This is a genomic window from Stenotrophomonas sp. YJH_SMC_123 (assembly GCF_059368215.1).
Genome location: NZ_JCAFRM010000001.1, coordinates 271,667 through 295,647, shown reverse-complemented (window position 1 = coordinate 295,647; position 23,981 = coordinate 271,667). Strand labels below are relative to the sequence as shown.

The following is a 23,981-nucleotide window of genomic DNA, read 5'->3' as shown; positions in this document are numbered from 1 at the left end:
TCCTGCGTTCATCGCGCCCACCTCAGTTCGACCAGGCCGAGCACGCCTGCGCGTTGCAGGCACGCACCTTGTAACCACCCTGGCAGCGCGTATCGAGGTCGTAGCCGATGCCTTCTGCCCTATAGGTCGCGCCGCCGCTGCTTGAACGCATGTTGTAGTAGGTGGCACCCGGCGACGCATTCCAGATGACCGAGCAGATGTTGGGGCCGCTCTTTACGATCCTCACACCCGTAGGTACGGCCGGCGCACTGGAAATCGCAACCAGGCCAGCAGCAGAACTGGGGCTGCAGCCTGCGGGATTGCAAGCACGACCACGGTAGTAGAAGTTGCCTCCGCCGCCCTTGCTGAGGGAAACGGCTCGATCCCCCGCAATCAGCGACCAGTTGGCGCCGTCAGTACTTTCGTCGATTTCATAGCGCGTCGCGTCCGCCACTTCCAGCAGGGAGATCGAGTAAGCCGCGCCGATTCCCACCCCATCCGGCACGCGCAGAACCGGGGTCGCCGGAGGACCAATCACGCGCACGCCCGCTACCGCGGACCACGGTCCGCAACCGGCGACATTGCAGCCACGCACCTGGTAGTCCCACTGTCCCGGCCAGCGGCCGCCTCGGGCCACGGCGGTCGCACCGTCTTCCTGGGCGAGTCCGAAGCCACCCCCATTGAGCTGCTCCATCAGCTGATAGCTCGTCGCTGCGGGGATTGCGCCCCACCACATGCTCACGGTTGAACTGTAGCTCACGCCACCGAGATTGATCGCCGTGGCTTGGACCGGTGGCAATGTCACGACGATACTGCCTACGGCGCTTGACGCACTGCACCCGGCGTCATTGCATGCAAAGGCACGATAGGCGTAACTGCCGGCGATTCGTCCGCTGATGGCCAGTTGATTCCCACTGATCCGGTTGATCTCAGTCCATGCTGCTCCGTTGAATTGTTCTTCAATGCGATAGCTGCTGGCCTGTGCCACGCTCGAAACAGAGACGGCGTAGCTGCCGTTGTAGCTCGCAGCAGGTACCGACAGTGCGGGTACGGATGGGGCATACAGCGCGGTAATCGCCGCTTCGGCCGAGTAGACGCCGCAGCCCTGTGGATTGCATGCTTTGACCCGATAGCGATAGGTGCCTGCCGGTTTGCTGGTCACTTGATAGGTGCGGCCAGCACCATCAAAGACCACGCTCCATCCGCCACCCACGGCCTCTTCAAGCACAAAGCGGGCGGCACCCTGTACCGCTGACCAGCTCAGGAAATAGGTTCCGTTGATACCTTGCGCCGGTGCAGTGATCACCGGCGCAGCGGTGGGAGCAAGCTCCACCTGGATGGAGGCTTCCACACCCCAAGCACCGCAGACAGTGCCATTGCAGGCACGGCCACGATAGCGATAGACGCCGGAGCTTCGCCCGGCCAGCGAAACGTTCAGCGCAGGCCCTTGATAGACAGCCTGCCAGTCACCGCCACCCGACTCCTGCACCTCGTAACGCTGCGCACCGGCAACGGCTGTCCACTGCACCGCAAACGCACCGTCCGCGCTGTAACCCGGAACCGTTACGACCAGTGCTGCAGGCGCGATATCCACGGCACGCTTGGCAACAAGGCTGCCGTTGAGCTGGATATAGTCAAAGCCCTTCGCCTGGCGCTGATCGTGCTGATAGCGCAGCACGCCATCCTGCCCATAGAGGGAACGAATGTTGCCATTGGGCGCACTGGCCAGGGTGCGGCGTCCATGCGCGTCGTACTGATAGGCCTCCTTGCCATCGACCTCGCGCAGGCGATTGCCGTAGTCGAACCGGAACGCCACGCCATTGCGGATCTTCAGGTTACCCTGGCTGTCATAGCCAAGCCCGGTCACGGTCGCACCACTGCCGACATCCCGCACGTTCGTCAACCGATTGTTGAAGTCGTACTCAAAGGACTGCCGCCGTGCACCAACGCTGGCGGTGACGATATTGTCCAGAACGTTGTACGCATAGCTTGCGTTTCCGAAGCTGGCCGCCGTCACCGTGGTCAGACGATCCAGGCCGTCGTAACGCATGTCGCGGTTTCCAGGGGCTGCCGGCAGGCCGTCACTGATGGCCGCCACATTGCCATTGGCATCGTAGTCGTAGCCGTCATCGATGACCTTGCCACCTGCACCACTGTCGGTGCTGCGATCGGGCAGGCCGCGCGCGTTCTGCGTCATCTGATGCACGACGCCGTTGCCATAGGTGAAGCCGCTCATGCCGCCGTTCGCGTAATAGCGCACGTTGGTGGCGAAGGCTCCGGCTCGCGTCGGCTGCCCCAGCGCATTCGGGCCGTAGTCGATCGTCAGGCCGGACGGCTGCACATGGGTTGCCAAGGCGCCGTTTGCATCGTAGCCATAGCCCAGCGCCCAGGCCTCGCCACCGTCGTAGGCCACGCTCTCGGACGTGGGCAGTCCACGCAGATTGTAGGTGTAGTCGTTAGTGGTGACGGCGCCGTTGTTGCGCGTCTGCACACGCTTGACTTTCCCGCCCGGCCAATAACTCCAGTCCTGATCACCCTGGCCATCAGAGAAACGCAGGGTCAGCAAGCGATTCATGCTGTCGTAGCTGCGGTCAGCCCGCGAAGGCGACGCATAGGCAGCGTCGCTGTCGCACTGAGGGCCCAGCAACGTCAGGCCCGAGGCAGACCAGAGCAGATTGCCTGCAGCGTCATAGCCCATGCCGGTCGCACCGGTCTCAGGCTCCATGCTCTTGCACAGCCGCTGGGCGCCGTCATAGACGTACTGGCGCCGTACACTGACGCTGCCATCGTAGTTGCGCCTCAGGATCGACAGCGGTTTGCCCAGCGTGTCGCGCTGAATCTCCGTCACTACCCCTTCCGCGTGGAGAATCCGGATGGGCGTGTCCTGGCTGGGCTTGCCGTACATCAAGTAGTCGGTGGTGGTGGCAATGCCGCGCGGATTGGTCACCCTTACGCTGCCTCCGCCGATCTGCTCGGTGGTCGTGACAAGCCGGCCCAGTTCGCTGTCCTGCTCGCTGCGATTGGGGCGCCCGAGCGCGTCATAGCCGGTATGGGTGCCGGGCAGCGCCGAGCGGAAGTCGGACGCCGCGCGCGTCGGATAGGAGGTAAAAACCAGGCGCCCATTGCTGTCATAACGGGTCACCGTCTGGCGCAATGTACCGCCACGGTCCGCAGCGTCGAACGACTCTTCCAATACTGGGCGCCACAACCCATCGTAGTACGTCACCGCGCGTGCGTTGCCGGTACTGGACTCGCGCTTCCAATGTCCCGCTTCCAGCCCGATCTCCGCTCCCGCCACCTGGAAGAATCGCGTTGTAGAAGGATTCCAGGCCACGCTGTCATTGGCGGCCTGGGTCGCCAGTACGATTCGGCCCATCCCGTCGTAGTCGAAGCTTCGGCTGGCACCATTGGGCTCCACCGCTGCGCGCACCCAGCCATTGTCATCGACCTGCAGCGAGGCACTGCTGCCGTCCGGGTACGCGACACTCTGCGGCAGGCCACGCTTCCAGCTGCCAAGCGCAATGGCATTGCCCTTGCCATCGGCCACGGAGGCGAGCGTGCCATCGGCGTGATAGCCCAGCGTCTGCTGCAACGCGCCGAAGGCGTAGGTACGTTGCGGGCGCGCCATCGAGTCGAACTCGGTGCGTTCGGTCTCAATCTCAACGCCGCCAACGCTCTGTGTGCTGCGCGCGACTTGGCTGAGTATCCAACGACCCGTGTCGTCGAAGTAGGTGGTTCTCAGCGTTCGCGCGCGCCCCAACGAGTTACTCTCGGTCTGCACCACCGGCCGCACATGCGCATCGAACTGATCGGTCGTATTGACGAAGTTGACGCCATCCTGGCTGAGCACAGATTGCTTCAGGGGACGAATCTTGACGGCGAAGGGATCATCGGCCGCGGTCATCGAACCGTAGCTGTCCGGGAACGGTCCGGCCTGGACCTCGTCCGAACTCATATAGGTATTGGTGATGACCTGGACGATCTGACCGTCCGGCGCACGCACCGCCTCCTGCAGCAACTGCCCCTCGTTCTCGTCGAGTTTTCGTCCGAACACACTGTGACGGCGCGTACCATCTGGCTCCACAATCGTCGACACTGCGGAGTTGGCCAGGCCCGAGTCATATCCGCCCGACTCGTACGTCCAGGTCAAACTGCCCAACCCGGGCCCCGTCAGCGTCTTGCTGGTGATCGCGAAGAGGTCGAACGCATTGGAGGCGCGTTGCGCGTAGCGCCCACCGCCCATGTCTGCGCAAGCGGTACTTTTTACACCCAGCCGGGTGCGGCGCAGGTACTTGAACTCAAACTGTCCACGCGTTCCTGATGGATGGGTCGCGATCAGGGTGAATCCAGACTGCTCGAACGTGGGCTTGATGCAGAGCTTCGGTTCACCATCCCAGCTCTGATACTCCGGGTTCAGGCCCCCGAATCCGCCGTCCTGCCAGCTGTACTCATAGCCGAAGCGAGCACCATCCGGCTGCTGCACGGCACGCAGCGCAGGCCAGCGTGCGAATCCCATTGCACCGGAGCCCTCGTTGTACTCATAGCTCCAGGTACGGCCATTGGCTGTTGCACTTGCAATACGGTCCCCGGCATAGGCAATGGAGATGGCGCGACCATCACTGCCGCGAATGCCAACCAGCTTGTCGCCCGAATAGTCATAGGCTACCCAGTTGCCGTGGCGATCTTCGACCCGACTGGCCATCAGCAGAACACGCACCAGTTTTGAACCTACGCCCTGGCCGAGATCCATGAAACCGGCTGTTCGTTCAATACCCACATTGAAGAAGTAGCGATTCCCCGATGCATCCACGCCCAGGAATCCCTCACCGGGATAGCCATTGGCCGTCGAGCCCAGGCAACTGAGGCGCATGTTGCCCCGAGTACCCCAGCGATAGGTTTCACCGTTGGTGGGTTTAGGGTTGGAGGCGTTGGCGATCAGCAGCATCTCCTGCTCGCCCTGGTCGGGGACACGCACCTGCACGCCGGTCCATATCTCGAAGGTGCCCACGCCGGTACGCGTCTTGGGGTAGAAGGTCTGCGAGCAACGCTGGGTGGCGCCATTACCCGACTCGTTCCACTTCCAGATGGAGTCGAAGGTGGCGTGCATGTAGGGGACTTCGATGTCCCAGCTGCCGAATCCCCCCAACGGCTGCCGGTCCTTGAAGGACTGCACAGCGAGACGACGCTGCAATCGCACCGGCAGCGCGTTGTTGCCTGGCAAGTCGATGTCGGTAACGACAAATTCGGTCGACCCCGAGCTGGGGCTGATGCTATCCCCGAACAGGCTCGAGGTCAGCGGTGCCAGCCCCTCGCTGTTCTTGATCTTTTTGTAGTACTCGGTATGCGGGGTGACCGGGCTACTCGCCCAGGTCCACCCGGATGACACGACCAATGCCGCGCCCAACAACGCCTGCCACTGCCAGATACGCATGGAACATCCCTTTGTCCAATTGCGTCGGCAATCACCAGACGATCGGTAATCCACCGACGTGTGCTGGCGTCATGTTCCGGCCAGAAAGCAGCTGCGCCGTCCCTTGCGCCCCCTGTACTTCAAGGGAGGACAAGCCCCCCTTCACGACAGCTTCATATGATATTCACCCAAAGTAAATACCCCAGGTGGGGACTGGGTGAGGCCCACTTCCGCAGCGTGTCTACGCTCCCACCCGGTTCGCACACACCCGCCCCTCCGCAAAATCGCGCAGGTTCCCCAACGTGATCGCCGAGATCTCCTGCAGCGCCTCCACGGTGAAGAAGCCCTGGTGGCCGGTCACCAGCACGTTGGGGAAGGTCATCAGGCGTTGGAAGGCCTCGTCGTCGATGATCTCGCCGGAAAGGTCCTGGAAGAACAGCGCGCTTTCCTGCTCGTAGACGTCGATGGCCAGATGACCCAGCCGCCGCGATTTCAGCGCGCGGATCACCGCATGGGTATCCACCAGCGCGCCGCGCGAGGTGTTGACCAGCATCGCGCCGGTCTTCATCCGCGCCAGCGAGGCGTCGTTGATCAGGTGCTGGGTATCGGGCGTCAGCGGGCAATGCAGCGATACGATGTCGGCCCGCGCCAGCAGTTCATCCAGACCAACCCTGTCGCCCACGCCGGCGAAGGCCGGCGACGGATACGGATCATGCCCCAGCACGGTGCAGCCCATGCCCTTGAAGATGCGCGCGGTGGCCAGGCCGATCTTGCCGGTGCCGACGATGCCGACCGTGCGCCCATGCAGGGTGCGCCCGAGCAGGCCATCGAGCATGAAGTTGCCCTCGCGCACGCGGTTGTAGGCGCGATGGGTCTGCCGGTTGAGCGTCATCACCAGCGCCAGCGCGTGCTCGGCCACGGCTTCGGGGGAATAGGCCGGCACCCGTGCGACGAACAGGTCCAGCGCTTTCGCGGCGGCCAGGTCCACATTGTTGAAGCCGGCACAGCGCAGCAGTACGGCGCGTACGCCCAGCGCATGCAGCGCGTGCAGTACCGGCGCGTCGAGGCGGTCATTGACGAACACGCAGACGGCGGCGCAGTCCTGTGCCAACGCAGCGGTATGCACGTCCAGCGCGGCATCGAAATACACGAATGCAAAGCCCTGCCCGGCCGCATCGCGCTGGTTGGCCTCGTCGAGGAAACGACGATCGTAGGGGCGGGCACTGAAGACGGCGATCTGCATGACGGGGCCTGGCGGGAGTTCCCTGCCGACCATACCGCAGCACCTGCCCTGATGGGATGGCCCCGGCGATACGCATATCGCCGGGGCCGGGTACCGCTTAGAACCGGTAGCCCAGGCCCAGCATCACGCCGTTCCGGATCTGCCCGTCGCGGCGCTCACCCACGTAGTCGGCCATGATCGACAGGCGCTCGCTGGCGCGACTGGTCACGCCCACGTTCCAGGCCAGCACCTGCTCGCCCACGGCCTGGCTGCTGGCACCAAACACCAGGTCCGGGGCCGCAGCAAAACCGGTGCTGTAGCGCGCCTGTGAATCGCCCAGCTCCTTCTGCCAGGCCACGCGGGCACGCGGGGTGATGCGCTCGCCGTTGTTGCCCTCGAAGGTCTTGAACAGCTGCAGGCCGGCACCCACGCGGATGCTCTCCAGGCTGCCGCTGCGCCCCACCAGCGCGCCAGCGCCCTGCTCTTCGTTGAAGCGGGTGGCCGAGGTCCGCGCGTAATCCACCACCGGCAGCAGCGGCTGGATCACCAGTCCCTTGCCGGTGGTGAAGGAGAACGCGTGTTCGACCCGCGCCGAGATCGCGTCGTTGCTGTATCGGGCGCGCAGCGGCTGTTTCAGGCCATCGATGGCCGAAAGGCTGCGGCGGGTATCGTGGCGCAGGTCGGTGTAGCGCACGGCCGCCGACAGGTAGCCACGCGAATAGGTCGCATCCAGGTAGCCTCCCACATCCAGCGCGCGCACGTCGCCACTGAAACCGGAGCCATCGCTGGCCTTGGTCGACATGTCCGCGGCGGCCACGCTGACGCCGAGGGTGACGCGGTCATCGGCCACGTGCGTGTCGGCACCGACCACGATGCCGCCGATGTTATGGCTCAGGCCGGCCACGCCACCGTCGGCGTCGATGCGGCCATGGCTGGCGAAACCGCGCGCCCACAGGCCACGGCTGCCACCCGCCGCGCGGCTGTCGCCAGCAGCCTCGCCGGCCGGCTCGACCAGATGCATGGCCAGCTGGTTGAACAGGCTGCCATGGCGCATGCCCGGCTGCGCCGACACCGACTGCGCCGCCTGCGAGGCCAGGCCATCGGCATCGCCGCCACTGCGCATCGCCGCCTGGTGCTGCTGCACCACGTTGCCGATGCTGCCCAGCAGTGCATTGTCGGCCAGGCGCAGGCTGGCGTGTGCATCACCGCGCAGGGCGCCGGCCTGCTGTGCGATCACATCGCGGTCGGCGAACTGCAGTGCGCCGAGCAGCGACTTCAGGCCGCTGTCCTGGCGATCCGATGCGGCTGCCAGCGCGCGCCCCAGTCCATCGCCGGAGGTGCCGTTGGCAAACAGGCCCAGCTGATCGAAGCCCGGGTTGGCGGTCAGCCACAGCCCGTCGGCCGTCTGGTTGACGTTGAAGCTGAGCAGCGAATTGTGGCGCGGGCGGAATACTTCGCCCGCGGTGATGCTGGCGCTGTAGCCGGTGTCGCCCAGTCGCACGGCATCCTGGAAACCGCCCTGGTAGATCGGCCCTTCCACCAGATCGCGGCGGTAGCCGCCGGCATAGAAGCCCTGGGCGACGTTCAACGCCAGGTGTGCGCCCTGCGCGATCACCAGCGCCCCCTCTTCGGCCCCGCCATCGTAGAAGCTGCCGACGCGCAGGCGGCCACTGCCGGTGCCCCCGGCCTCGGTAACATCGAACAGCACCTGCCCGCCGGGCATGATGTTGACGTAGCCGTGGGTCACCAGATCACCGCCACGCGGCATCAGCGTGCCGAACACGCGCAGTCGGTTGAAGCCGTCTTCGCGCCAGGACGGGCCGGTGCCATCCAGCAACGCATCACTGTCGGTGCCGACCGATGCGATATCGCCATGGCCAACCACCACGCTGCCCGGCATCACCCGCAGCTCGGGGGTACGCAGCGCGCCGCCCTCCAGCGCGATGGTGCCGTTGTCGACCAGCATGAAATCGGCGCCGGTGGTTTCGGCGGTGCGCCAGGTGGCGCCATTGCTGACACGGATCACGCCCGCCGAACCTGCCAGGGTGGACGCATCCAGATCGGCCAGCCGCAACTGGCCGCGCAGCTCATCCTGGAGGTCGGGGTCGGCAAGCAGCTGCTGCAGCGACTGCGTGCCGATGCCGTTCGGCCCCCGCGTGGAGACGTTGTACAGGCTCACCGCGTAGTTGATGTAGGTGCTGGCCCAGTCGGTGTTCCAGCGCGCGAAATCGTCGTCGACGAAGGCCTGCAACTGGCGCGCGGTGCGCAGGTAGCCCGGATTGATGTCGCCGCTGACGTTGCTGGTCACATGCAGGGTGTCGCCCGGATCGCGATAGCCTGCCGTGTTGATGATGTTGTTGCCGCGGATGTCCTGGCCCGGGAACGACTCCAGCTTGCTGCCGCTGCCATCCGGATCGAAGGTGACCGATGTACCCGTGGTGCGCGCCGGGTCGCGGAACACCAGCAGGCCATTGGGCCGCACCACCTCATACATGGCCTTGTGCAGCAGGCCGGCATCCATGCCGCCGCCATAGTTGCCGGTGTAGATCTGGGTCATGCGCGGCGACGGTGCGTAGGTGATCCTGCCACCACTGCTGGCGGCATGGATCTGCACCGAATCGACCAGCGGCAGGTCGCCGCCGAGATAACGGTTGACGCCGCCGGACTGCATGATCGAGCAGGACGAAATGCAGTGGCCGGACACAATCGTGTCCAGGCCCTGGGTGCGGATCACCGCCTGCAGCCACTCGCCGGCGATCAGCGCGCCACCGTTGGACGTGCGCAGCACGACTTCGCGGATCGGGCGTCCTTCGGCCTGCGCCTTGGCCAGCAGCGCGGGCAGCGCCACCACATCGGCAACGGTTACGCCGCCGCTGAGGAAGACGCGATCGTCCTGCACGTGATAATTCATTGCCATGACGTCATCAACCGCCGCCATGGCGGTGATGCCCAGCAACGCTGCCAGGGCCAGGCTCAACTTCGAATGCTTCATGTGTTCTCTCTCTCCACCCGCAACGCACGGGTCGAAAGTTCAACGTCCGGACGGTGCGCCCTCCCCCAGTGCAGCGCCCCTCGAAACATGAACGCATTCACAATGGATTCGTGGGCCACGCACACTCTTCCCCATCCGGTCATCGTCGCGTAAAACTCGAAGACGTACCCGCCACCGACGTCCGAGGCCAGCCCTGTCCGCCCCCTCTCCTCTGATCCATCGCGCGCCGGACCTGTCCGCGCCGGCGGACGCGTTCATTGCGTTCGTGCGGGAGGAACGCGCGCCGTTGTGTGCGTTCCTGCGCACGCGCGGTGTCGGGCCGGAGGATGCGGAGGACATCGCGCAGGACTGCATGGAGCGGTTGATCCGCTATCGCGCGCACAGTGCCGACGAGCTGCGGCTGCTGCTGTATCGTATCGCCCGCAACCGCCTGGCAGACCGCGGCCGTTCGTCGCAGTCGCGGCCGCATCTGTCCCTCGCCGAACATGATGGCGGCAACGAGCCTTCCAGCACGTCGCCCGATCCATTGCGCCAGGCCGAGTCCGGGCAGATGCTGTCCCTGCTGCGGCAGGCCCTGTTCAAGCTGCCCGAGCGCGCGCGCGAGGTGTACCTGCTCAACCGGATCACCGGCATGAGCTACACGCAGATCGCGCGGCACTGTGGAATTACTGCCAAGACCGTGGAAAAACACATCGCCCGCGCCCTGCAGGGCCTGCGCCAGGAACTCGGAACGGATCCGCTGCACAACGACAGGGACAACGGATGAGTCACGCCAGGCCCAGGGAAGATACGCAGCTGTTCGAACGCGCCAGCGCCTGGGTGGCGCGGCTGGAGGCTCCGGACTGTACGCCGGGCGAGCGCGAGACGTTCGAGGACTGGTTGGCCGAGGACCCGGCCCATGTTACTGCCTGGGTCCAGGCCGAGACCCTGTTCCAGCAGGGCGAGGAACTGGCCGCCGACCCGTGGCTGCGCACCGCCGCGGCACGTGCGGCACGGCCGGCGCCGCGTCGCTGGCTGCCGGCAGTGGCCGCTGCCGCAGGCGTCTGCCTGGCCATCGGGATCGGCTGGATGATTGCCGTCGACGGCAACCCCACGCCGCTGCGCTATGCCAACGATTCCCACCAGCCCCGGCTGCAGACGCTGGCCGATGGCAGCGTGGCCACGCTGGATGCGGGCACCACCCTGCACGCCCGTTTCGGTTGGCGCCATCGCAACCTGGTGCTGGAACGTGGCCGCCTGCAGCTGCAGGTCGCACCGTCGGGCAAGGCCCTGCAGCTGCGCGCCGGCGACAGCACCATCCGCGACATCGGCACCACCTTCCAGGTGGAACGCCTGCATGATGGCCTGGTCGAAGTCGCACTGCTGGAAGGTGCGGTGGAAGTCAGCAGCGGGGGCACCCAGCACACCCTGGCGCCCGGCCAGCAACTGCAGGTACTGCCGTCGGGCCGCATCCAGCCCGGTCCGGCACTGTCGTCCAATGCCGCCGCTGAAGGCTGGCTGCAGGGACAGCTGGTGTTCGATGCCACACCGCTATCGATCGTGGTCGAACGCATGAACCGCTACGGCCACACGCCGCTGGTGATCGCCGATCCGGAGATCGCCAGCCTGGCGGTAAGCGGCACCTTCCGTGCCGGCGACGCGCAGGAACTGCTGTCGGCACTGGAACTGGGCTGGTCGGTGGCTGGCCAGACGCGACCGGATGGCGCGCTGGAACTGCGCCGCACGTACTGAGGAGGCCTGCGGTGATGGCAGTACCGGGCGCGCTGCAGGGGGGGCTGCTGCTCCGCACCCTGTTCTGCCTCGCGTTGGGCATCCCCGCGCTGCCGTCTGCCGCTGCGGCCGAGCAAGCGGGCACCCTGGAGGTCGATGTTGGCTCAGGCCCGCTGGCGCCGGCCCTGCAGCAATGGGCGCGACAGAGCGGCATTGCCCTGCTGTTCGATGCGCGTGAGCTGGATGGCCTGCGCACGGCCGGCACCCATGGCCACCGCGATGCGGCCGCGGCCCTGAAGGAACTGGTCGCGGGCATGCCGGTGAACATCCTGCGTACGCCTGCTGGCGGATTCGTCGTCCGCCGCACCCGCCCCGCGCCACCATCGCCACCGTCGGTCGCGGCACGCGCCACGCCCGCAGTACCTTCGCCACACAAATCCGCCGACGCGCCGCCGCAGGTGGAACTGGCGCCGATCCATGTCACCGGCAGCCGGCTGCCGCGCACCTCCGTGCAGACCACGCTGCCGGTCACCATCATCGACCGCGATGACATCCTGCGCAGCGGCTACGGCAGCCTGTTCGACCTGCTGCGGCACTTGCCGGGCATGAACGGCCACCCGGCGATGAGCACCTCGCGCAGTGGCGATTCGCAGTACCTGCCGGTGGGTGCGGCCACCACCACCAGCCTGGACGGCATGGGCCCGCGTGCGACCCTGTTCCTGGTCAATGGCCGTCGCCTGCCACGCTATCCCATGGTGTCGCTGGAACAGGGTGGGCTCACCGATCTTGGGGGAATTCCGCTCAGCTTCGTCGAACGCATCGAGCTGGTACGTGGCGGCGCCTCGGCCATCTATGGCGCCGACGCGATGTCCGGCGTGGTCAACATCATCCTGCGCGACCAGGCTGACGGCCCGGAAGCCATGCTGCAGACCGGCCTGAGCGGGCGCGGCGACGCTGGCCAGTATCGCGTGCAGGCGGCCACCGGCGGCGTGCGCGACGGAGGGGACCGCTGGTTCGCCGGCATCGACCTGCACCGCATCGACCACGTGGCCGGTGATCGCCGCCAATGGCATGCGGAAACCTCGCAGTACCTGATCGGCGCGTTCCGCGATGGACGCTACTGGCCGGCAGAACGCTGCGAAGGCCCATTGACGCGGCGCGATGGTGCCTGCTGGTTCGACAGCGCCCGACCACGCTCGCTGCAACCGGCCTCGGATACCGCCTCGACCTACCTGCGCTACCGGCATGAGCGCGGCGAAGGTCGCTATGCCTACGCCGAGGCGCGGGCCAGCCACAACCGGCAACGCTTCGACCTTGGTCCAACCGCCGTTGCCATCGGCCTGTACGGGTTCACCTTCAACAGCGTGCTGCGCGAAGCCGGCAACGTGCGTCCGCATGTACGTGCCACCGACGCCGACGTCACCTTCGGCATTGGCCGCGACCAGGGCCGGCGCAGCTGGGATGCCGGCATCAGCGCACAACGCAGCGATGTCAGCCTGTCCACGTCGGGCACCGTGCGCGCCGAGCCCCTGCTGCGGGTCGCCGAGACACTGGATTTCCTGCCCGGCTTCACCTCGTTGCCGGCGGGCGCGGCCGAGCAGTTGTTCCCGTCGATCCGCAATCGCGGGCGCACCGAGCAGTGGCAGGGCTGGTGGGGCATGCAGCGGGAGCTGATGCCATTGGCCGGCGGTGCTGCACAGCTGGCCACCGGCATCGACCTGCGCCAGGAGCGCTGGACCTCGCATCCCGACGCCCTGCTGAGCCAGGGTGACCTGGCGCTGGGCCTGCCGCAGGAGCAGCGCCACCTGGCGCGCCGCAGTAGCGGCGCCTACGCCGAACTCGGCCTGCCCCTGGCGCACACGCTGCGCATGGACCTGGCCGCACGCTGGGACCGCGACGGCGACTACCAGGCCTTTTCGCCCCGCGTGGGCGTGCGCTGGAGCCCCACGCCCCGGTGGTCCTTCCTGCTTGCCAGCGGGCGCGGCTATCGTGCGCCCAGCCTGTTCGAACAGCGGCGTCCCCCGGGCTACTTCGGTGCGATCGAGCTGCCGGCCTCCAGCGCCCTGCCCGACTGCGCGCAGAGCAGCGGCAACGGGCGCTGCAGCGTCACCGTGGACGTGGTGGAGAACGATGCGTTGAAGGCCGAGCGGTCGCGCAGCCATTCCCTGGCCGCGACCTGGACGCCGACCGATACATTCTCGCTGTCACTCACCCACAACATCGTCGAACTGCGCAACGAGATCCTGGCCCTGCAACCGGCCGACGCGGTGTGGAACCCCGGCACCTGGGAGCTGGACGAGGACGGCCACCTGAGCAACCTGCGCCTGTCCTTCGACAACATCGGCCGCACCACCTCGCGCAACTTTGTACTGCGCGGGGAGTACCACATCGATACCGGCAGCACCGGCCAGTGGCTGTTCTCGCTCGATGCGCTGAAGCAGCAGGAACTGCGCCGCGAACGTGGCCATGATGCAACGGTGGACCTGCGCGGCCATGTCACGCCGACGATGGCCGCCGTGCTGAACGTGCAGTGGCAGAACAGCAACTGGGACATCGCCCTGCGCGGCAACCAGGTGGGGCGCACGCGCGCCTGGCTGCCCGGTGCGGAATGCCCGGAGGAACAGCGCGAGCAGAACCACTGCATGAACCCCCGGCAGCTGCGCTGGAACCTGCATCTCGCACGACGCCTGGGGCCGCGCGTGGTCGCCGCGCTGGACGTGCACAACGTGCTCGACACGCAACCGGTGAACTATCTGGTTGGCAACGGTGGCCAGATGCCGGGGCTCGACGATCCGCTCGGCCGCTACTTCCTGCTGACCCTGCAGATCCGCTGAGCGTAGTACCCTACGCGCCCTGTTCCATCGGTTCACCACCACCCCATGAAGGCCTATCTCTGGTTCTGGGGCGCGTTCCTGCTGTTCTTCGCGTTGCCCTTCCCCTGCATCCTCTATGTCGGCACGTCGTGGCCGGTGCAACTGGCCGACCGCAGCGCGCCATGGCTGGCCCTGCTGCTGCTCGCGCTATCGGTGATCCTGTGGCTGGCCCTGCTGCTCGCCTTCCTGCACTACCTGCTGCTGGGCCCGCCGCGCGCGCTGCATCGGGTGCGCACCATCCTGGCCGGCGGTGAGCCGCGCGACGCGTTGATCGAACAGGCCGAGCCGACCGGCGTGCACGTGCGCGGCTTCGCGCAGTGGAAGCTGCAACTGGGCTTCAAGAACCTGTCCGGCACGCCCATCAACGAACAGATGCTGGTGGTGGACAGCAAGCCGCAGCTGCAGCGTTTCGTGGCCGGCCAGCGTATCGAGGTGCGCCTGAGCCGGATGCCGGGCGCGTTCCCCAACGTGGTGCTGGAGGGAGCGCAGCCCGAACTGGATGTCGCCAGCCTCTGGCGTCGTGGTGTCGGCGCAGCGATCGGCATCGTGGCGGTGGCCAGTGCCTATGTGGCCGCCTATCGGCTGCAGAGTGAGGGGCTGGGCTGGACCTTCCTGTCGCTCGGTCATCCGCTGCTGGTGTGCCCGCTGGTGTTGTGCGGCTACGCGCTGGGCCTGCGCCTGCTCGGCCGGCTGCTGCAGGCCGACGCCCGCGGTGACGCGCTGAAGTATCGCGGCATCGGCGTGGATGCGAAGGTGCTGAAGCTGCGCCAGACCGGCACCTATCTCAACGAGCAGCCGCAGGTGGAGTTCCAGCTGGAGTACATCGACCGCGAAGGTGGCGTGCAGCAGGTGAGCGTGCGCCGCTTCATCCCATTGATCGAGCTGGCCAATCTTCCGCGCGAGCGGGTCACGCTGTTGTACGACCCGGAAGATCGCCGCAACGTTCGCCTGGAGGGTGTATGAAGCAGCCGCCCTCGACCCGGCTGGTGTTCTCCGTGGTGTTGCTGGTGCTGGCCGGCGTCGCCGTGGCAGGCGGAGCCCTGCAGACGCTGGGCGAAACACTGGGCCATTCGGTGCAGGCCGACAGCGCAAGCGCGCCGATCGCCATGCCGCCAGCGCGCGAGAGGCCCGCTTCGCTCGCGCCGATGACCGAGCCGCGGTTGCCGCCGGTGCCCGAACGCAACAACCGGTTGTTCGATGCGGACTACCTGCTGGCCGCCCGCCAGGCACTGGAACAGATGCCTGCGCTGGCCGGGCACCGGCTGACGGTATTCCACAGCATCCACTTCTACGACGATGGCCGGATCAATCTGGACCTGGTGGATCCGCAGCAGCCGTCACGCGTGGACAGCTACCACTTCGAACGCGGCCAGTGGCGCAAGGGCGACCCGGTCAATCCGCAGCGCTTCGCGCCCACCATCACCCTGCGCCGCAGCAGCACGGCGCTGGCCAACATCGATTTCGAGGCGGTGCCGCGCGTGGCCCAGGCACTGCAGGCACAGCGCAACGCATTGACGGGCACTCCCGGTGAAGTCGGCCACGTCTATGTGATCGTGCGCAAGGGTGGCACTCTGGTCTGGCTGCCGGACGAGGTCGCCGGTGATCGCCAGTCCGCACGCCTCTCTTTCGACGCACAGGGCCGTTCCGGCAACGCGACCCTCCGATAGTCAACGCGAAAAGGGGACGGAGGGGATTAAGTCGTTTGTGCCTTGGTGCCGTCTGCGACTTAATCCCCTCCGTCCCCTTTTTGCCGTTTCACGGAGCGGGCGATGGCGTACTGCGCGCCGTAGTAGGTGGACAGCACCAGCAGGCTGGCCAGTGGCAGGCCGCCGGCGAAGCGGTCCCAGGCCAGCAGCGAGTCGCTGGCGACGAACAGCAGCGCACCGGCGGCTGCCCAGCGGGAGCTGCTGGCATCCATTGCATCGGTGTGCGGTCGCCGCCACTGGCGTGCGAGCGCCAGGACCGCCATCGAGGCTAGCACCACCACGTATGCCAGCACCGGAATGCGCATCGGTGCGGGCAGGTGCGGCCACAGACCAAGTACATTGAGTACAGCGAACGCACCGAGCAGGACGCTGGCGGCGAGCAGGCCACGCCCGGCACGCAGGCCATCGCGGAAGGCGACGATGTAGCAGAGGTGCGCCAGCAGGAACGCGACCAGCCCCGGCACGAACGCATCCACCGGCAACATCAGCGCGATATCCCCCACGCACGACAGCAGCATGCCAGCCAGCACCGCGCGTCGGTAGAACGGCTGCGCTGGATCATGCACGCGCCAGGCGATGGCAGCGATCAGCAGCGTGGTGGTCGGCTTGGCCAGCCAATGCAGCCAGCGCCCGTCGCCGTGCAGGAACGCACCGAGGATGGCGAGGATCGCCATCAACAGGATCACGCCATCGCGGGCGCGCGGTTTCATCGTGCCTTCCACAGGTCCGCAAGGCGGTCAGGCTTGCCGGCGATACGCTCCAGCACCGGGTACTGCAGGCCACCGTGGTAGGCGATGTTCATCGTTTCGATGCGGTCGAACTGCTTCACCAGCAGCACGATCGGCGCCTTGTCCTTCGCCGCCGCAGCTACCGCATCCTTCAAGCGCTGGCTGCTGTACTCGCGCCCGCCAACGGCAATCAGCTTCATGCCCGGCGCCAGGCCAGCATTGAACGCCGGGCTGTCCCAGATCACGTCGCCGACCACGCCGCTGTCGAGCACGGTCGCACCCAGCGAGTACGCCAGCAGCGCCGCCTTGGCGCGTTTTTCCTGTGCCTTGTAGGCGTCGTTCGGCGTATCGCGGTAGACCAGCTTCCAGCCCGCCAGTTCCAGGCCGCCGGTCAACGAACCGTGGCCGTCCAGGCGCGCGCGCAGGAACGTCGCCCAGTCATACGGCGCTATGCCGTTCAAGGTCGCGACCACGTCGTTGAAGGTGTACGGGTTGACGTCCCAGTCGCCGTTGCCGACGCCGAAGAACGCACGTGCGAAGTCATCCAGGCTACGCCGGTTGCCGCTCAGTTCGCGCAGCTTGCCCTCCACTTCCAGCCACAGCATCTGGCCGCCGGAGTAGTAGTCCTCGCTCATCTGGTAGTTGCGGTAAGGCAGCGTGCGGCGCTGCGCGATGGTCGGGTCATTGGTGGTGTCCTGCAGCGGCCGCCAGGCCAGGCCCGGGCGACCACGGTCATAGGTCGCGGCCACGTTGGCCAGCATGTCGCGCGCCTGCGCGGTCGACCACAGCCCTGAACGCGCCGCCAGCACCTGGCCCCAGAACTGGGTCTGGCCTTCGTAGACCCACAGCAGACTATCGCCCATCGGCGTGTTGAAGTTGGCGGTGGCCAGATCGGCGCCGCGACGGTACTTGCCATTCCAGGAATGGGTGTACTCGTGCGGCAGCAGATCGCGCATCCACGCGTTGTTGTCCCACTCGGTGAAGTAGCCCGGGTCGGCGCTGTTCTCACTGGAACGGTGATGCTCCAGGCCGATGCCGCCGAGGCGGTCCGTCAATGCCAGCAGGAACTCATAGTGGTTGTAGTGCCGCGCGCCGTAGAGCTTGTCGGCCTGCTGCACCAGCGCGCGGTGCATCGTGATCTGCGCCTCGCTCGGCTTCAGCGATTTGGCGTCGTCGGCAAACACGTTGAGGTGCACCGGCACCTTCGCGCCCGGATCGAGATCGATGCGCTGGTAGTGCTCGCCGGCAAACAAGGGCGAATCGACCAGATGGTCATAGGAGATCGGCTTGAACACCACGATGTCACCGTCGCGGCGCGCGGTCTCCAATGCAGTGGCGAACGACCAGCCCTTGGGCAGGGTAACGCTGGCCTGCGCCTGCAGCTGGCGCGCGTCGATGCCGGCCGGATACAGCGAGTTGGCGTTCCACTGCAGGTTGAGCATTTCCGGGGTCATCACCACCCGGCCCTGGCTGCCGCCCTGCGAGGACAGGAAATCGAAGTGGGCGACGATCTCGCTCACGCCCTCCGGCACGTCCACCTTGAACGCATAGACGTTGTACTGGTCACGCTGCCAGGCCAGCGGCTTGCCGTTGGCGGTCACGCGCAGGCCGGCCAGCTTGTCGATCGGGCCGGTGGGCGAATGGTTGCCGGGAATCCACTGCGGGTACAGCAGGGTCATCGGGCCGGGCGTGGCCGGCACGGTGGCGGTCACCTTGAAGATGCGCCGGGCCAGATCGCGCGCGTCCACATCGATGCGCAGCAGTCCTGGGGCTGCCGCGTTGGCCGGTGGCGAGGTCTGCGCAAGTGCAGGCGTGGCCGCCAGCGCGAACAGCAACGACATCGCCAGGGCTCGGGTCTTCATCAGGCAGTTTCCAACAACGGGGAATCCTCCGATGCTAGGCCTGTGCGATGGCCGGCCCCATGGCCAAAGGTCATGGGCGGTGCGCCCACCCGGCCATGCCAAAGGCGTGCGAACCAAGGTTCGCACCCACCAGATCAGTTTCGGTTCGCACCCACACCGGGTAGTGGCGGGCCGTACCCTGCAGACGTCCTTCCGCGCTCAGTCGACCAGGCGCAGGCGCAGTTCCTTCGGCAGCGCGAACACCATCGATTCCGGTTCGCCGTCCAGCTCGCCCACGCCGGTGGCGCCCAGCTCGGCCAGGCGCGCCAGCACGCCATCGACCAGCACCTGCGGCGCCGAGGCGCCGGCGGTCACGCCGATGTGCTGCTTGCCTGCCACCCATGCCGGGTCGATCTCGTGCGCACCATCGATCAGATACGACTCCACGCCTTCGCGGCGGGCCAGCTCGCTCAGACGGTTGGAGTTGGAGCTGTTCGGCGAACCGACCACCAGCACCAGGTCGCAGCGCTTGGCCAGGTCGCGCACAGCATCCTGGCGGTTCTGCGTGGCGTAGCAGATGTCGTCGTTCTTCGGGCCCTGCATCGCAGGGAACCGCTCGCGCAGCGCATCGATGATGCCGCGCGTGTCATCCACCGACAGCGTGGTCTGGGTGGTGTAGGCGAAGTTTTCCGGCTGGTTGATCTGCAGCGTCGCGACCTGCTCGACATCCTCGACCAGGTAGATCTGGCCGGTCCCGGCTTCGCGGTTCCACTGGCCCATGGTGCCCTCCACTTCCGGGTGACCGGCGTGGCCGATCAGCACCACGTCACGGCCGGCACGGCAGTGGCGCGCGACCTCGAAGTGGACCTTGGTCACCAGCGGGCAGGTGGCGTCGAACACCTTCAGGCCACGGCGCTCGGCTTCCTGGCGCACGGCCTGGGACACGCCATGCGCGCTGAAGATCACGGTGTTGTTGTCCGGAACCTCGTCGAGCTCTTCGACGAAGATCGCGCCGCGCTGCTTCAGGTCGTCGACCACGAAGCGGTTGTGCACCACTTCATGGCGGACATAGATGGGCGCGCCCAGCGTTTCGATCGCGCGCTTGACGATCTCGATCGCACGATCGACACCGGCACAGAAACCACGCGGGTTGGCGAGCAGCACATCCATCAGTTCAGTCTCCCGGCGGCAGCCGGCTTACGGTTTCGGGTTGGCATTATCCGCCTTTTTGGCGGACTTGCCGTCGAACAGGCCAAACAGGGCGATGCCGATGGCACCCACCACGATGGCCGAGTCGGCGATGTTGAACGAGGGCCAGGTGTAGCTGCCCACGTACCACTGGATGAAGTCGACCACGTGGCCGTGCACCTGGCGGTCGATCACGTTGCCGATGGCACCGCCGATGATCAGCGCATACGGCACCGCGGCCTTCCAGTTGCCGCGGGCGGTGCCGCGCAGCCACCAGGCCATCAGCCCGCTGATGGCGATCGCCAGCGCGGTGAAGAAGTACTTCTGCCAGCCACCGGCGTCGCTCAGGAAACTGAATGCCGCGCCGGTGTTGTAGGTGCGGTACCAGTTCCAGAAGCCGTCGATGACCACCACCGGCTGGAACTCCGGCAGGCTGGACAGCACCCAGGCCTTGGACCACTGGTCCAGGCCGATGATGGCCACCGACAGCAGCAGCCAGACCAGGGCGTTCGGATGCGGACGGGGCGCGGCCATCAGAACCAGCTCCGCACTTCGCCGGCGCCGGTCACGTTGCTCACGCAACGGCCGCACAGCTCGGGATGGTCGGCGTTGCTGCCGACGTCGGCGCGGTGGTGCCAGCAGCGCACGCACTTGGCCTTGGTGGTCGGCTGGGCGCTGACGAACACCTCGTCGGTGGTCGCCGGGCGCACCTGCACGTCGCCACTGATGAACAGGAAACGCAGTTCATCGGCCAGCGGCTGCCAGCGCGCGGCCTGTTCTTCGCTGGCGGCGATGGTGATCTCCGCTTCCAGCGCCGCACCGATCGCACCGTTGGCGCGCATCGGCTCGAGCACCTTGGCCACCTGCTCGCGCACGGCCAGCAGCTGGTCGAAGTCGGCGGCATTGAGCTGGGCATCGGCCGGCAACGGCGCCAGGCCGTCATACCAGGTGGTGAACAGCACGTGGCCGGCGCGTTCGCCCGGCAGGTAGCCCCACAGCTCGTCGGCGGTGAAGGTCAGGATCGGCGCCACCCAGCGGGTGAACGCTTCGGCGATGTGGTACATCGCGCTCTGCGCCGAACGGCGACCGTGCGAATCGGTCGGCATCGTGTACAGGCGGTCCTTGGTCACGTCCAGGTACAGCGAGCCCAGGTCCACGCTGCAGAAGTTCAGCAGCAGCTGCACGATCTCGGCCATGTTGTAGCCGTCGTAGGCCGCCTTGATCTTCTCCTGCAGCTCCCACGCGCGGTGCACGATCCAGCGGTCCAGTGCGACCATCTGCTCGAGCGGCTGCAGGTGCAGCGCCGGGTCGAAACCGTCCAGGTTGCCGAGCAGGAAGCGCGCGGTGTTGCGCAGGCGGCGGTAGGCGTCGGCGTTGCGCTTGAGGATCTCCTGCGACAGCGACATCTCGTTGCTGTAGTCGGCCGAGGCGATCCACAGGCGCAGGATGTCCGCGCCCAGCTTGTTCATGATGTCCTGCGGCTCGATACCGTTGCCCAGCGACTTGGACATCTTGCGGCCGTGCTCGTCCACGGTGAAGCCGTGGGTCAGGCACTGCTTGTACGGGGCGCGCTTGTCGATCGCCACGCCGGTCAGCAGCGAGGACTGGAACCAGCCGCGGTGCTGGTCGGACCCTTCCAGGTACAGGTCGGCCGGCTTGCCGAAGCCACGCGCGGCGAGAACGCCTTCATGGGTCACGCCCGAATCGAACCAGACGTCGAGGATGTCGGTGACTTTCTCGTAGTCGGCCGCGTCGGCACCGAGCAGTTCGGCGGCGTCCAGCGAATACCACACGTCGATGCCCTCGGCTTCGACGCGGTCGGCGACCTGCTGCATCAGCTCCACCGAACGCGGATGGATCTCGCCGGTCTGGCGGTGGGTGAACAGTGCGATCGGCACGCCCCAGGTGCGCTGGCGCGAGATGGTCCAGTCCGGGCGACCGTCGACCATGCTCTGGATGCGCGCCTTGCCCCAGGTCGGGAACCAGCCGACGGTGTCGATGGCGGCCAGCGCATCGTTGCGCAGGTTGCCCTTGTCCATCGAGATGAACCACTGCGGGGTGGCGCGGAACACCACCGGCGTCTTGTGGCGCCAGCAGTGCGGGTAGCTGTGGCGGATCGGATGGAACGCCAGCAGCGAACCGTTGTCGCGCAGCACGCCGACGATGGCCTCCTGCGCCTTCCACAGGTGCTGGCCAGCCAGCACCACGTCACCGGCCGGCGGGGTCGATTCCAGGTACACGCCGCGGCCGTCGATCGGAGTGACCTGGCCAGCGTTGTACTTGTCCAGCAGGCCGTACTTCTGGCTGACCACGAAGTCTTCCTGGCCGTGGCCGGGGGCGGTGTGCACCGCACCGGTACCGTCCTCGTCGGAGACGTGGTCGCCATTGAGCACCAGGATCTCGCGCTCCGGGTAGAACGGATGCGCCAGCAGCTGGTTTTCCAGCGCAGCGCCGGTGGTTTCACCGTGCAGCACCACTTCGTCCACGCCATAGCGCTGCAGCGCGCGCTCGGCCAGGGCCGCGGCCAGCACCAGCCAGCGGCGCTTGCCGTTGTGGGCCGGGCCTTCGGCCAGCACATAGTTGATCTCCGCGCCCAGCGACACCGCCAGCGAGGCCGGCAGCGTCCACGGCGTGGTGGTCCAGATCGGTACGGCCACTTCGACGTCGACCGGCACGCTCACGCCGAACGCCTGGCCGATGGCCTGCGCATCGCGTGCAGCGTAGGCGACGTCGATCGCCGGCGATTCCTTTTCCTGGTACTCGATCTCGGCCTCGGCCAGCGCCGAGCCACAGTCGAAGCACCAGTACACCGGCTTGGCGCCGCGGACCAGGTGGCCGTTGGCCACGACCTTGGCCAGCGCGCGGATCTCGTTGGCTTCGAAATCGAAGCTCAGGGTCTTGTACGGGTTGTCCCAGTCACCGGTCACGCCCAGGCGCTTGAAGTCCACGCGCTGGATGTTGATCTGCTCTTCGGCGAACTCGCGGCACTTCTGGCGGAATTCGACGGCGTCAAGCTTGGTGCCGACCTTGCCCCACTTCTTCTCGACCGCGATCTCGATCGGCAGGCCATGGCAGTCCCAGCCCGGCACGTAGGGCGCATCGAAGCCGGCCAGGTAGCGCGACTTGACGATGATGTCCTTCAGGATCTTGTTGACCGCGTGGCCCAGGTGGATGCGGCCGTTGGCGTATGGCGGGCCGTCATGCAGCACGAACAGCGGGCGGCCGGCGGCGTTGTCGCGCAGCTGCTGGTAGAGCCCCTGCTCTTCCCACCGCGCCAGAATGCCCGGCTCGCGCTTGGGCAGGTCGCCGCGCATCGGGAATTCGGTGGCTGGCAGGTTCAGGGTGGTCTTGTAGTCCTGGCTCACGCAGTGGCTCGCAATCTATGTTCGGAAAGGATGGCGCGCGCCTGTTCGGCGTCGCGGTGCATCTGGTCGGTCAGCGCCGCCAGATCATTGAATTTCTCTTCGTCGCGCAGCTTGGCGACGAACTCCACGTCGATGTGGCGGCCGTACAGGTCGCCCTGGAAATCGAACAGGTGGGCTTCCAGCAGCGGCTCCACGCCCTCCACCGTCGGCCGCGTACCGAAGCTGGACACCGAAGGCCAGGGCTGGTCGAACACGCCGTGCACCCAGGTCGCGTAGATGCCCGACAGTGCCGGGGTCTTCGGGAAGCGCAGGTTGGCGGTGGGGAAGCCCAGCGTACGGCCGAGCTGGCGCCCGCGCACCACCCGCCCGCTGATCGCGTAGGGGCGGCCGAGCAGGTCGTTGGCGCGGGCGAAATCGCCCTCCTGCAGCAGCTGGCGGATGCGGGTGCTGGAGATGCGCTCGCCATGCAGGTCCACCGCTTCGATCTCGCCCGCGGTGAAGCCGAGTTCGGCGCCCATCTCCTGCAGCAGTGCCAGATCACCGCGGCGGCGGTTGCCGAAGCAGAACTCGGGCCCGATCCACACTTCGCGGGCGCCCAGCCGGTGCACCAGCAACCGGCGCACGAAGGTCTCGGCCGGCATCGCCGCCATCGCCGCGTCGAAACGCAGCAGGCCGATCGCATCGACGCCGAGCTCGCGCAGGATCTCGACCTTGCTGCGCGCCAGGGTCAGCCGCGGCGGCGGCGTGCCCTGGGCGAAGAATTCGCGCGGCAGCGGCTCGAATGCCACGGCCACTGCGGCCACGCCCAAGGCGCGCGCGCGGGCAACCGCGTGGCGGACCAGCGCACGATGGCCCAGGTGGAGGCCGTCGAATGCACCGATACAGACCACGCTTCCGTTGGGGAACAGCTCCCCGCCCTCGACGCTTCTGAACAGCCTGCTCATCAACTCTCGTTCCGGCCCGACCG

Annotated in this window: 14 protein-coding genes; 5 read left to right on the top strand and 9 right to left on the bottom strand. The window is 66.7% G+C overall.

Annotation, left to right across the window (positions count from 1 at the left end):
* Positions 1–22: 22 nt before the first annotated feature.
* The 3 genes from AC5P5W_RS01360 to AC5P5W_RS01350 all read right to left on the bottom strand — a co-directional run bounded on the left by AC5P5W_RS01360 (position 23) and on the right by AC5P5W_RS01350 (position 9,603).
* Positions 23–5,410: an RHS repeat domain-containing protein gene (locus AC5P5W_RS01360; protein ID WP_142234421.1), complete on the bottom strand. Its 5,388-nt coding sequence runs from the start codon at positions 5,408–5,410 to the stop codon at positions 23–25.
* A 220-nt stretch (positions 5,411–5,630) separates the two neighbouring features.
* Positions 5,631–6,632, bottom strand: a complete 1,002-nt coding sequence (locus tag AC5P5W_RS01355; protein ID WP_049404415.1) for a 2-hydroxyacid dehydrogenase — start codon at positions 6,630–6,632, stop codon at positions 5,631–5,633.
* 97 nt (positions 6,633–6,729) lie between these two features.
* Positions 6,730–9,603: an autotransporter domain-containing protein gene (locus AC5P5W_RS01350; protein ID WP_197574630.1), complete on the bottom strand. Its 2,874-nt coding sequence runs from the start codon at positions 9,601–9,603 to the stop codon at positions 6,730–6,732.
* 232 nt (positions 9,604–9,835) lie between these two features.
* On the opposite strand from AC5P5W_RS01350, the gene AC5P5W_RS01345 reads away from it, so the two are divergent.
* The 5 genes from AC5P5W_RS01345 to AC5P5W_RS01325 are packed head-to-tail and all read left to right on the top strand — an operon-like array spanning position 9,836 to position 15,853.
* The gene (locus AC5P5W_RS01345; protein WP_075076110.1) at positions 9,836–10,369 is read left to right on the top strand and encodes an RNA polymerase sigma factor; all 534 of its coding nucleotides are present in this window, start codon (positions 9,836–9,838) and stop codon (positions 10,367–10,369) included.
* Positions 10,366–11,334, top strand: a complete 969-nt coding sequence (locus AC5P5W_RS01340) for a FecR family protein (protein WP_075076111.1) — start codon at positions 10,366–10,368, stop codon at positions 11,332–11,334. The genes AC5P5W_RS01345 and AC5P5W_RS01340 overlap by 4 nt, the downstream gene beginning before the upstream one ends.
* A gap of 14 nt (positions 11,335–11,348) precedes the next feature.
* Complete coding sequence (locus tag AC5P5W_RS01335; RefSeq protein WP_197574631.1) at positions 11,349–14,147, top strand: TonB-dependent receptor domain-containing protein; 2,799 nt, start codon at positions 11,349–11,351, stop codon at positions 14,145–14,147.
* Positions 14,148–14,192: 45 nt separating this feature from the next.
* Positions 14,193–15,149, top strand: a complete 957-nt coding sequence (locus AC5P5W_RS01330) for a hypothetical protein (protein ID WP_197574632.1) — start codon at positions 14,193–14,195, stop codon at positions 15,147–15,149.
* The gene (locus tag AC5P5W_RS01325; protein ID WP_197574633.1) at positions 15,146–15,853 is read left to right on the top strand and encodes a hypothetical protein; all 708 of its coding nucleotides are present in this window, start codon (positions 15,146–15,148) and stop codon (positions 15,851–15,853) included. Before AC5P5W_RS01330 ends, AC5P5W_RS01325 begins: the two co-directional genes overlap by 4 nt.
* A gap of 59 nt (positions 15,854–15,912) precedes the next feature.
* Here AC5P5W_RS01325 and AC5P5W_RS01320 read toward each other — a convergent pair whose 3' ends face one another.
* The 6 genes from AC5P5W_RS01320 to AC5P5W_RS01295 form a co-directional block, all read right to left on the bottom strand.
* Positions 15,913–16,602: a lysoplasmalogenase gene (locus AC5P5W_RS01320; protein ID WP_197574634.1), complete on the bottom strand. Its 690-nt coding sequence runs from the start codon at positions 16,600–16,602 to the stop codon at positions 15,913–15,915.
* Positions 16,599–18,482, bottom strand: coding sequence for a M61 family metallopeptidase (locus AC5P5W_RS01315; protein WP_197574635.1), 1,884 nt, complete (start codon positions 18,480–18,482; stop codon positions 16,599–16,601). The genes AC5P5W_RS01320 and AC5P5W_RS01315 overlap by 4 nt, the downstream gene beginning before the upstream one ends.
* Before the next feature lie 198 nt (positions 18,483–18,680).
* Positions 18,681–19,631, bottom strand: coding sequence for a 4-hydroxy-3-methylbut-2-enyl diphosphate reductase (gene ispH, locus AC5P5W_RS01310; RefSeq protein WP_005408565.1), 951 nt, complete (start codon positions 19,629–19,631; stop codon positions 18,681–18,683).
* 27 nt (positions 19,632–19,658) lie between these two features.
* A complete protein-coding gene (lspA, locus tag AC5P5W_RS01305; RefSeq protein WP_014646377.1) occupies positions 19,659–20,183 on the bottom strand; it encodes a signal peptidase II in 525 nt (174 codons plus the stop codon).
* Positions 20,183–23,014, bottom strand: coding sequence for an isoleucine--tRNA ligase (ileS, locus tag AC5P5W_RS01300; RefSeq protein ID WP_197574636.1), 2,832 nt, complete (start codon positions 23,012–23,014; stop codon positions 20,183–20,185). The genes lspA and ileS overlap by 1 nt, the downstream gene beginning before the upstream one ends.
* Complete coding sequence (locus AC5P5W_RS01295) at positions 23,011–23,958, bottom strand: bifunctional riboflavin kinase/FAD synthetase (protein ID WP_014646375.1); 948 nt, start codon at positions 23,956–23,958, stop codon at positions 23,011–23,013. Before AC5P5W_RS01295 ends, ileS begins: the two co-directional genes overlap by 4 nt.
* Positions 23,959–23,981 lie beyond the last annotated feature (23 nt).

Excerpts from the sequence above, each read along its gene's own strand:
- ispH (WP_005408565.1), bottom strand. The coding sequence starts at position 19,631 with ATGGATGTGCTGCTCGCCAACCCGCGTGGTTTCTGTGCCGGTGTCGAT.
- AC5P5W_RS01335 (WP_197574631.1), top strand. The coding sequence starts at position 11,349 with ATGGCAGTACCGGGCGCGCTGCAGGGGGGGCTGCTGCTCCGCACCCTG.
- AC5P5W_RS01330 (WP_197574632.1), top strand. The coding sequence starts at position 14,193 with ATGAAGGCCTATCTCTGGTTCTGGGGCGCGTTCCTGCTGTTCTTCGCG.
- AC5P5W_RS01295 (WP_014646375.1), bottom strand. The coding sequence starts at position 23,958 with ATGAGCAGGCTGTTCAGAAGCGTCGAGGGCGGGGAGCTGTTCCCCAAC.
- AC5P5W_RS01325 (WP_197574633.1), top strand. The coding sequence starts at position 15,146 with ATGAAGCAGCCGCCCTCGACCCGGCTGGTGTTCTCCGTGGTGTTGCTG.
- AC5P5W_RS01350 (WP_197574630.1), bottom strand. The coding sequence starts at position 9,603 with ATGAAGCATTCGAAGTTGAGCCTGGCCCTGGCAGCGTTGCTGGGCATC.
- AC5P5W_RS01355 (WP_049404415.1), bottom strand. The coding sequence starts at position 6,632 with ATGCAGATCGCCGTCTTCAGTGCCCGCCCCTACGATCGTCGTTTCCTC.
- AC5P5W_RS01360 (WP_142234421.1), bottom strand. The coding sequence starts at position 5,410 with ATGCGTATCTGGCAGTGGCAGGCGTTGTTGGGCGCGGCATTGGTCGTG.
- AC5P5W_RS01320 (WP_197574634.1), bottom strand. The coding sequence starts at position 16,602 with ATGAAACCGCGCGCCCGCGATGGCGTGATCCTGTTGATGGCGATCCTC.
- AC5P5W_RS01340 (WP_075076111.1), top strand. The coding sequence starts at position 10,366 with ATGAGTCACGCCAGGCCCAGGGAAGATACGCAGCTGTTCGAACGCGCC.
- AC5P5W_RS01315 (WP_197574635.1), bottom strand. The coding sequence starts at position 18,482 with ATGAAGACCCGAGCCCTGGCGATGTCGTTGCTGTTCGCGCTGGCGGCC.
- lspA (WP_014646377.1), bottom strand. The coding sequence starts at position 20,183 with ATGGCCGCGCCCCGTCCGCATCCGAACGCCCTGGTCTGGCTGCTGCTG.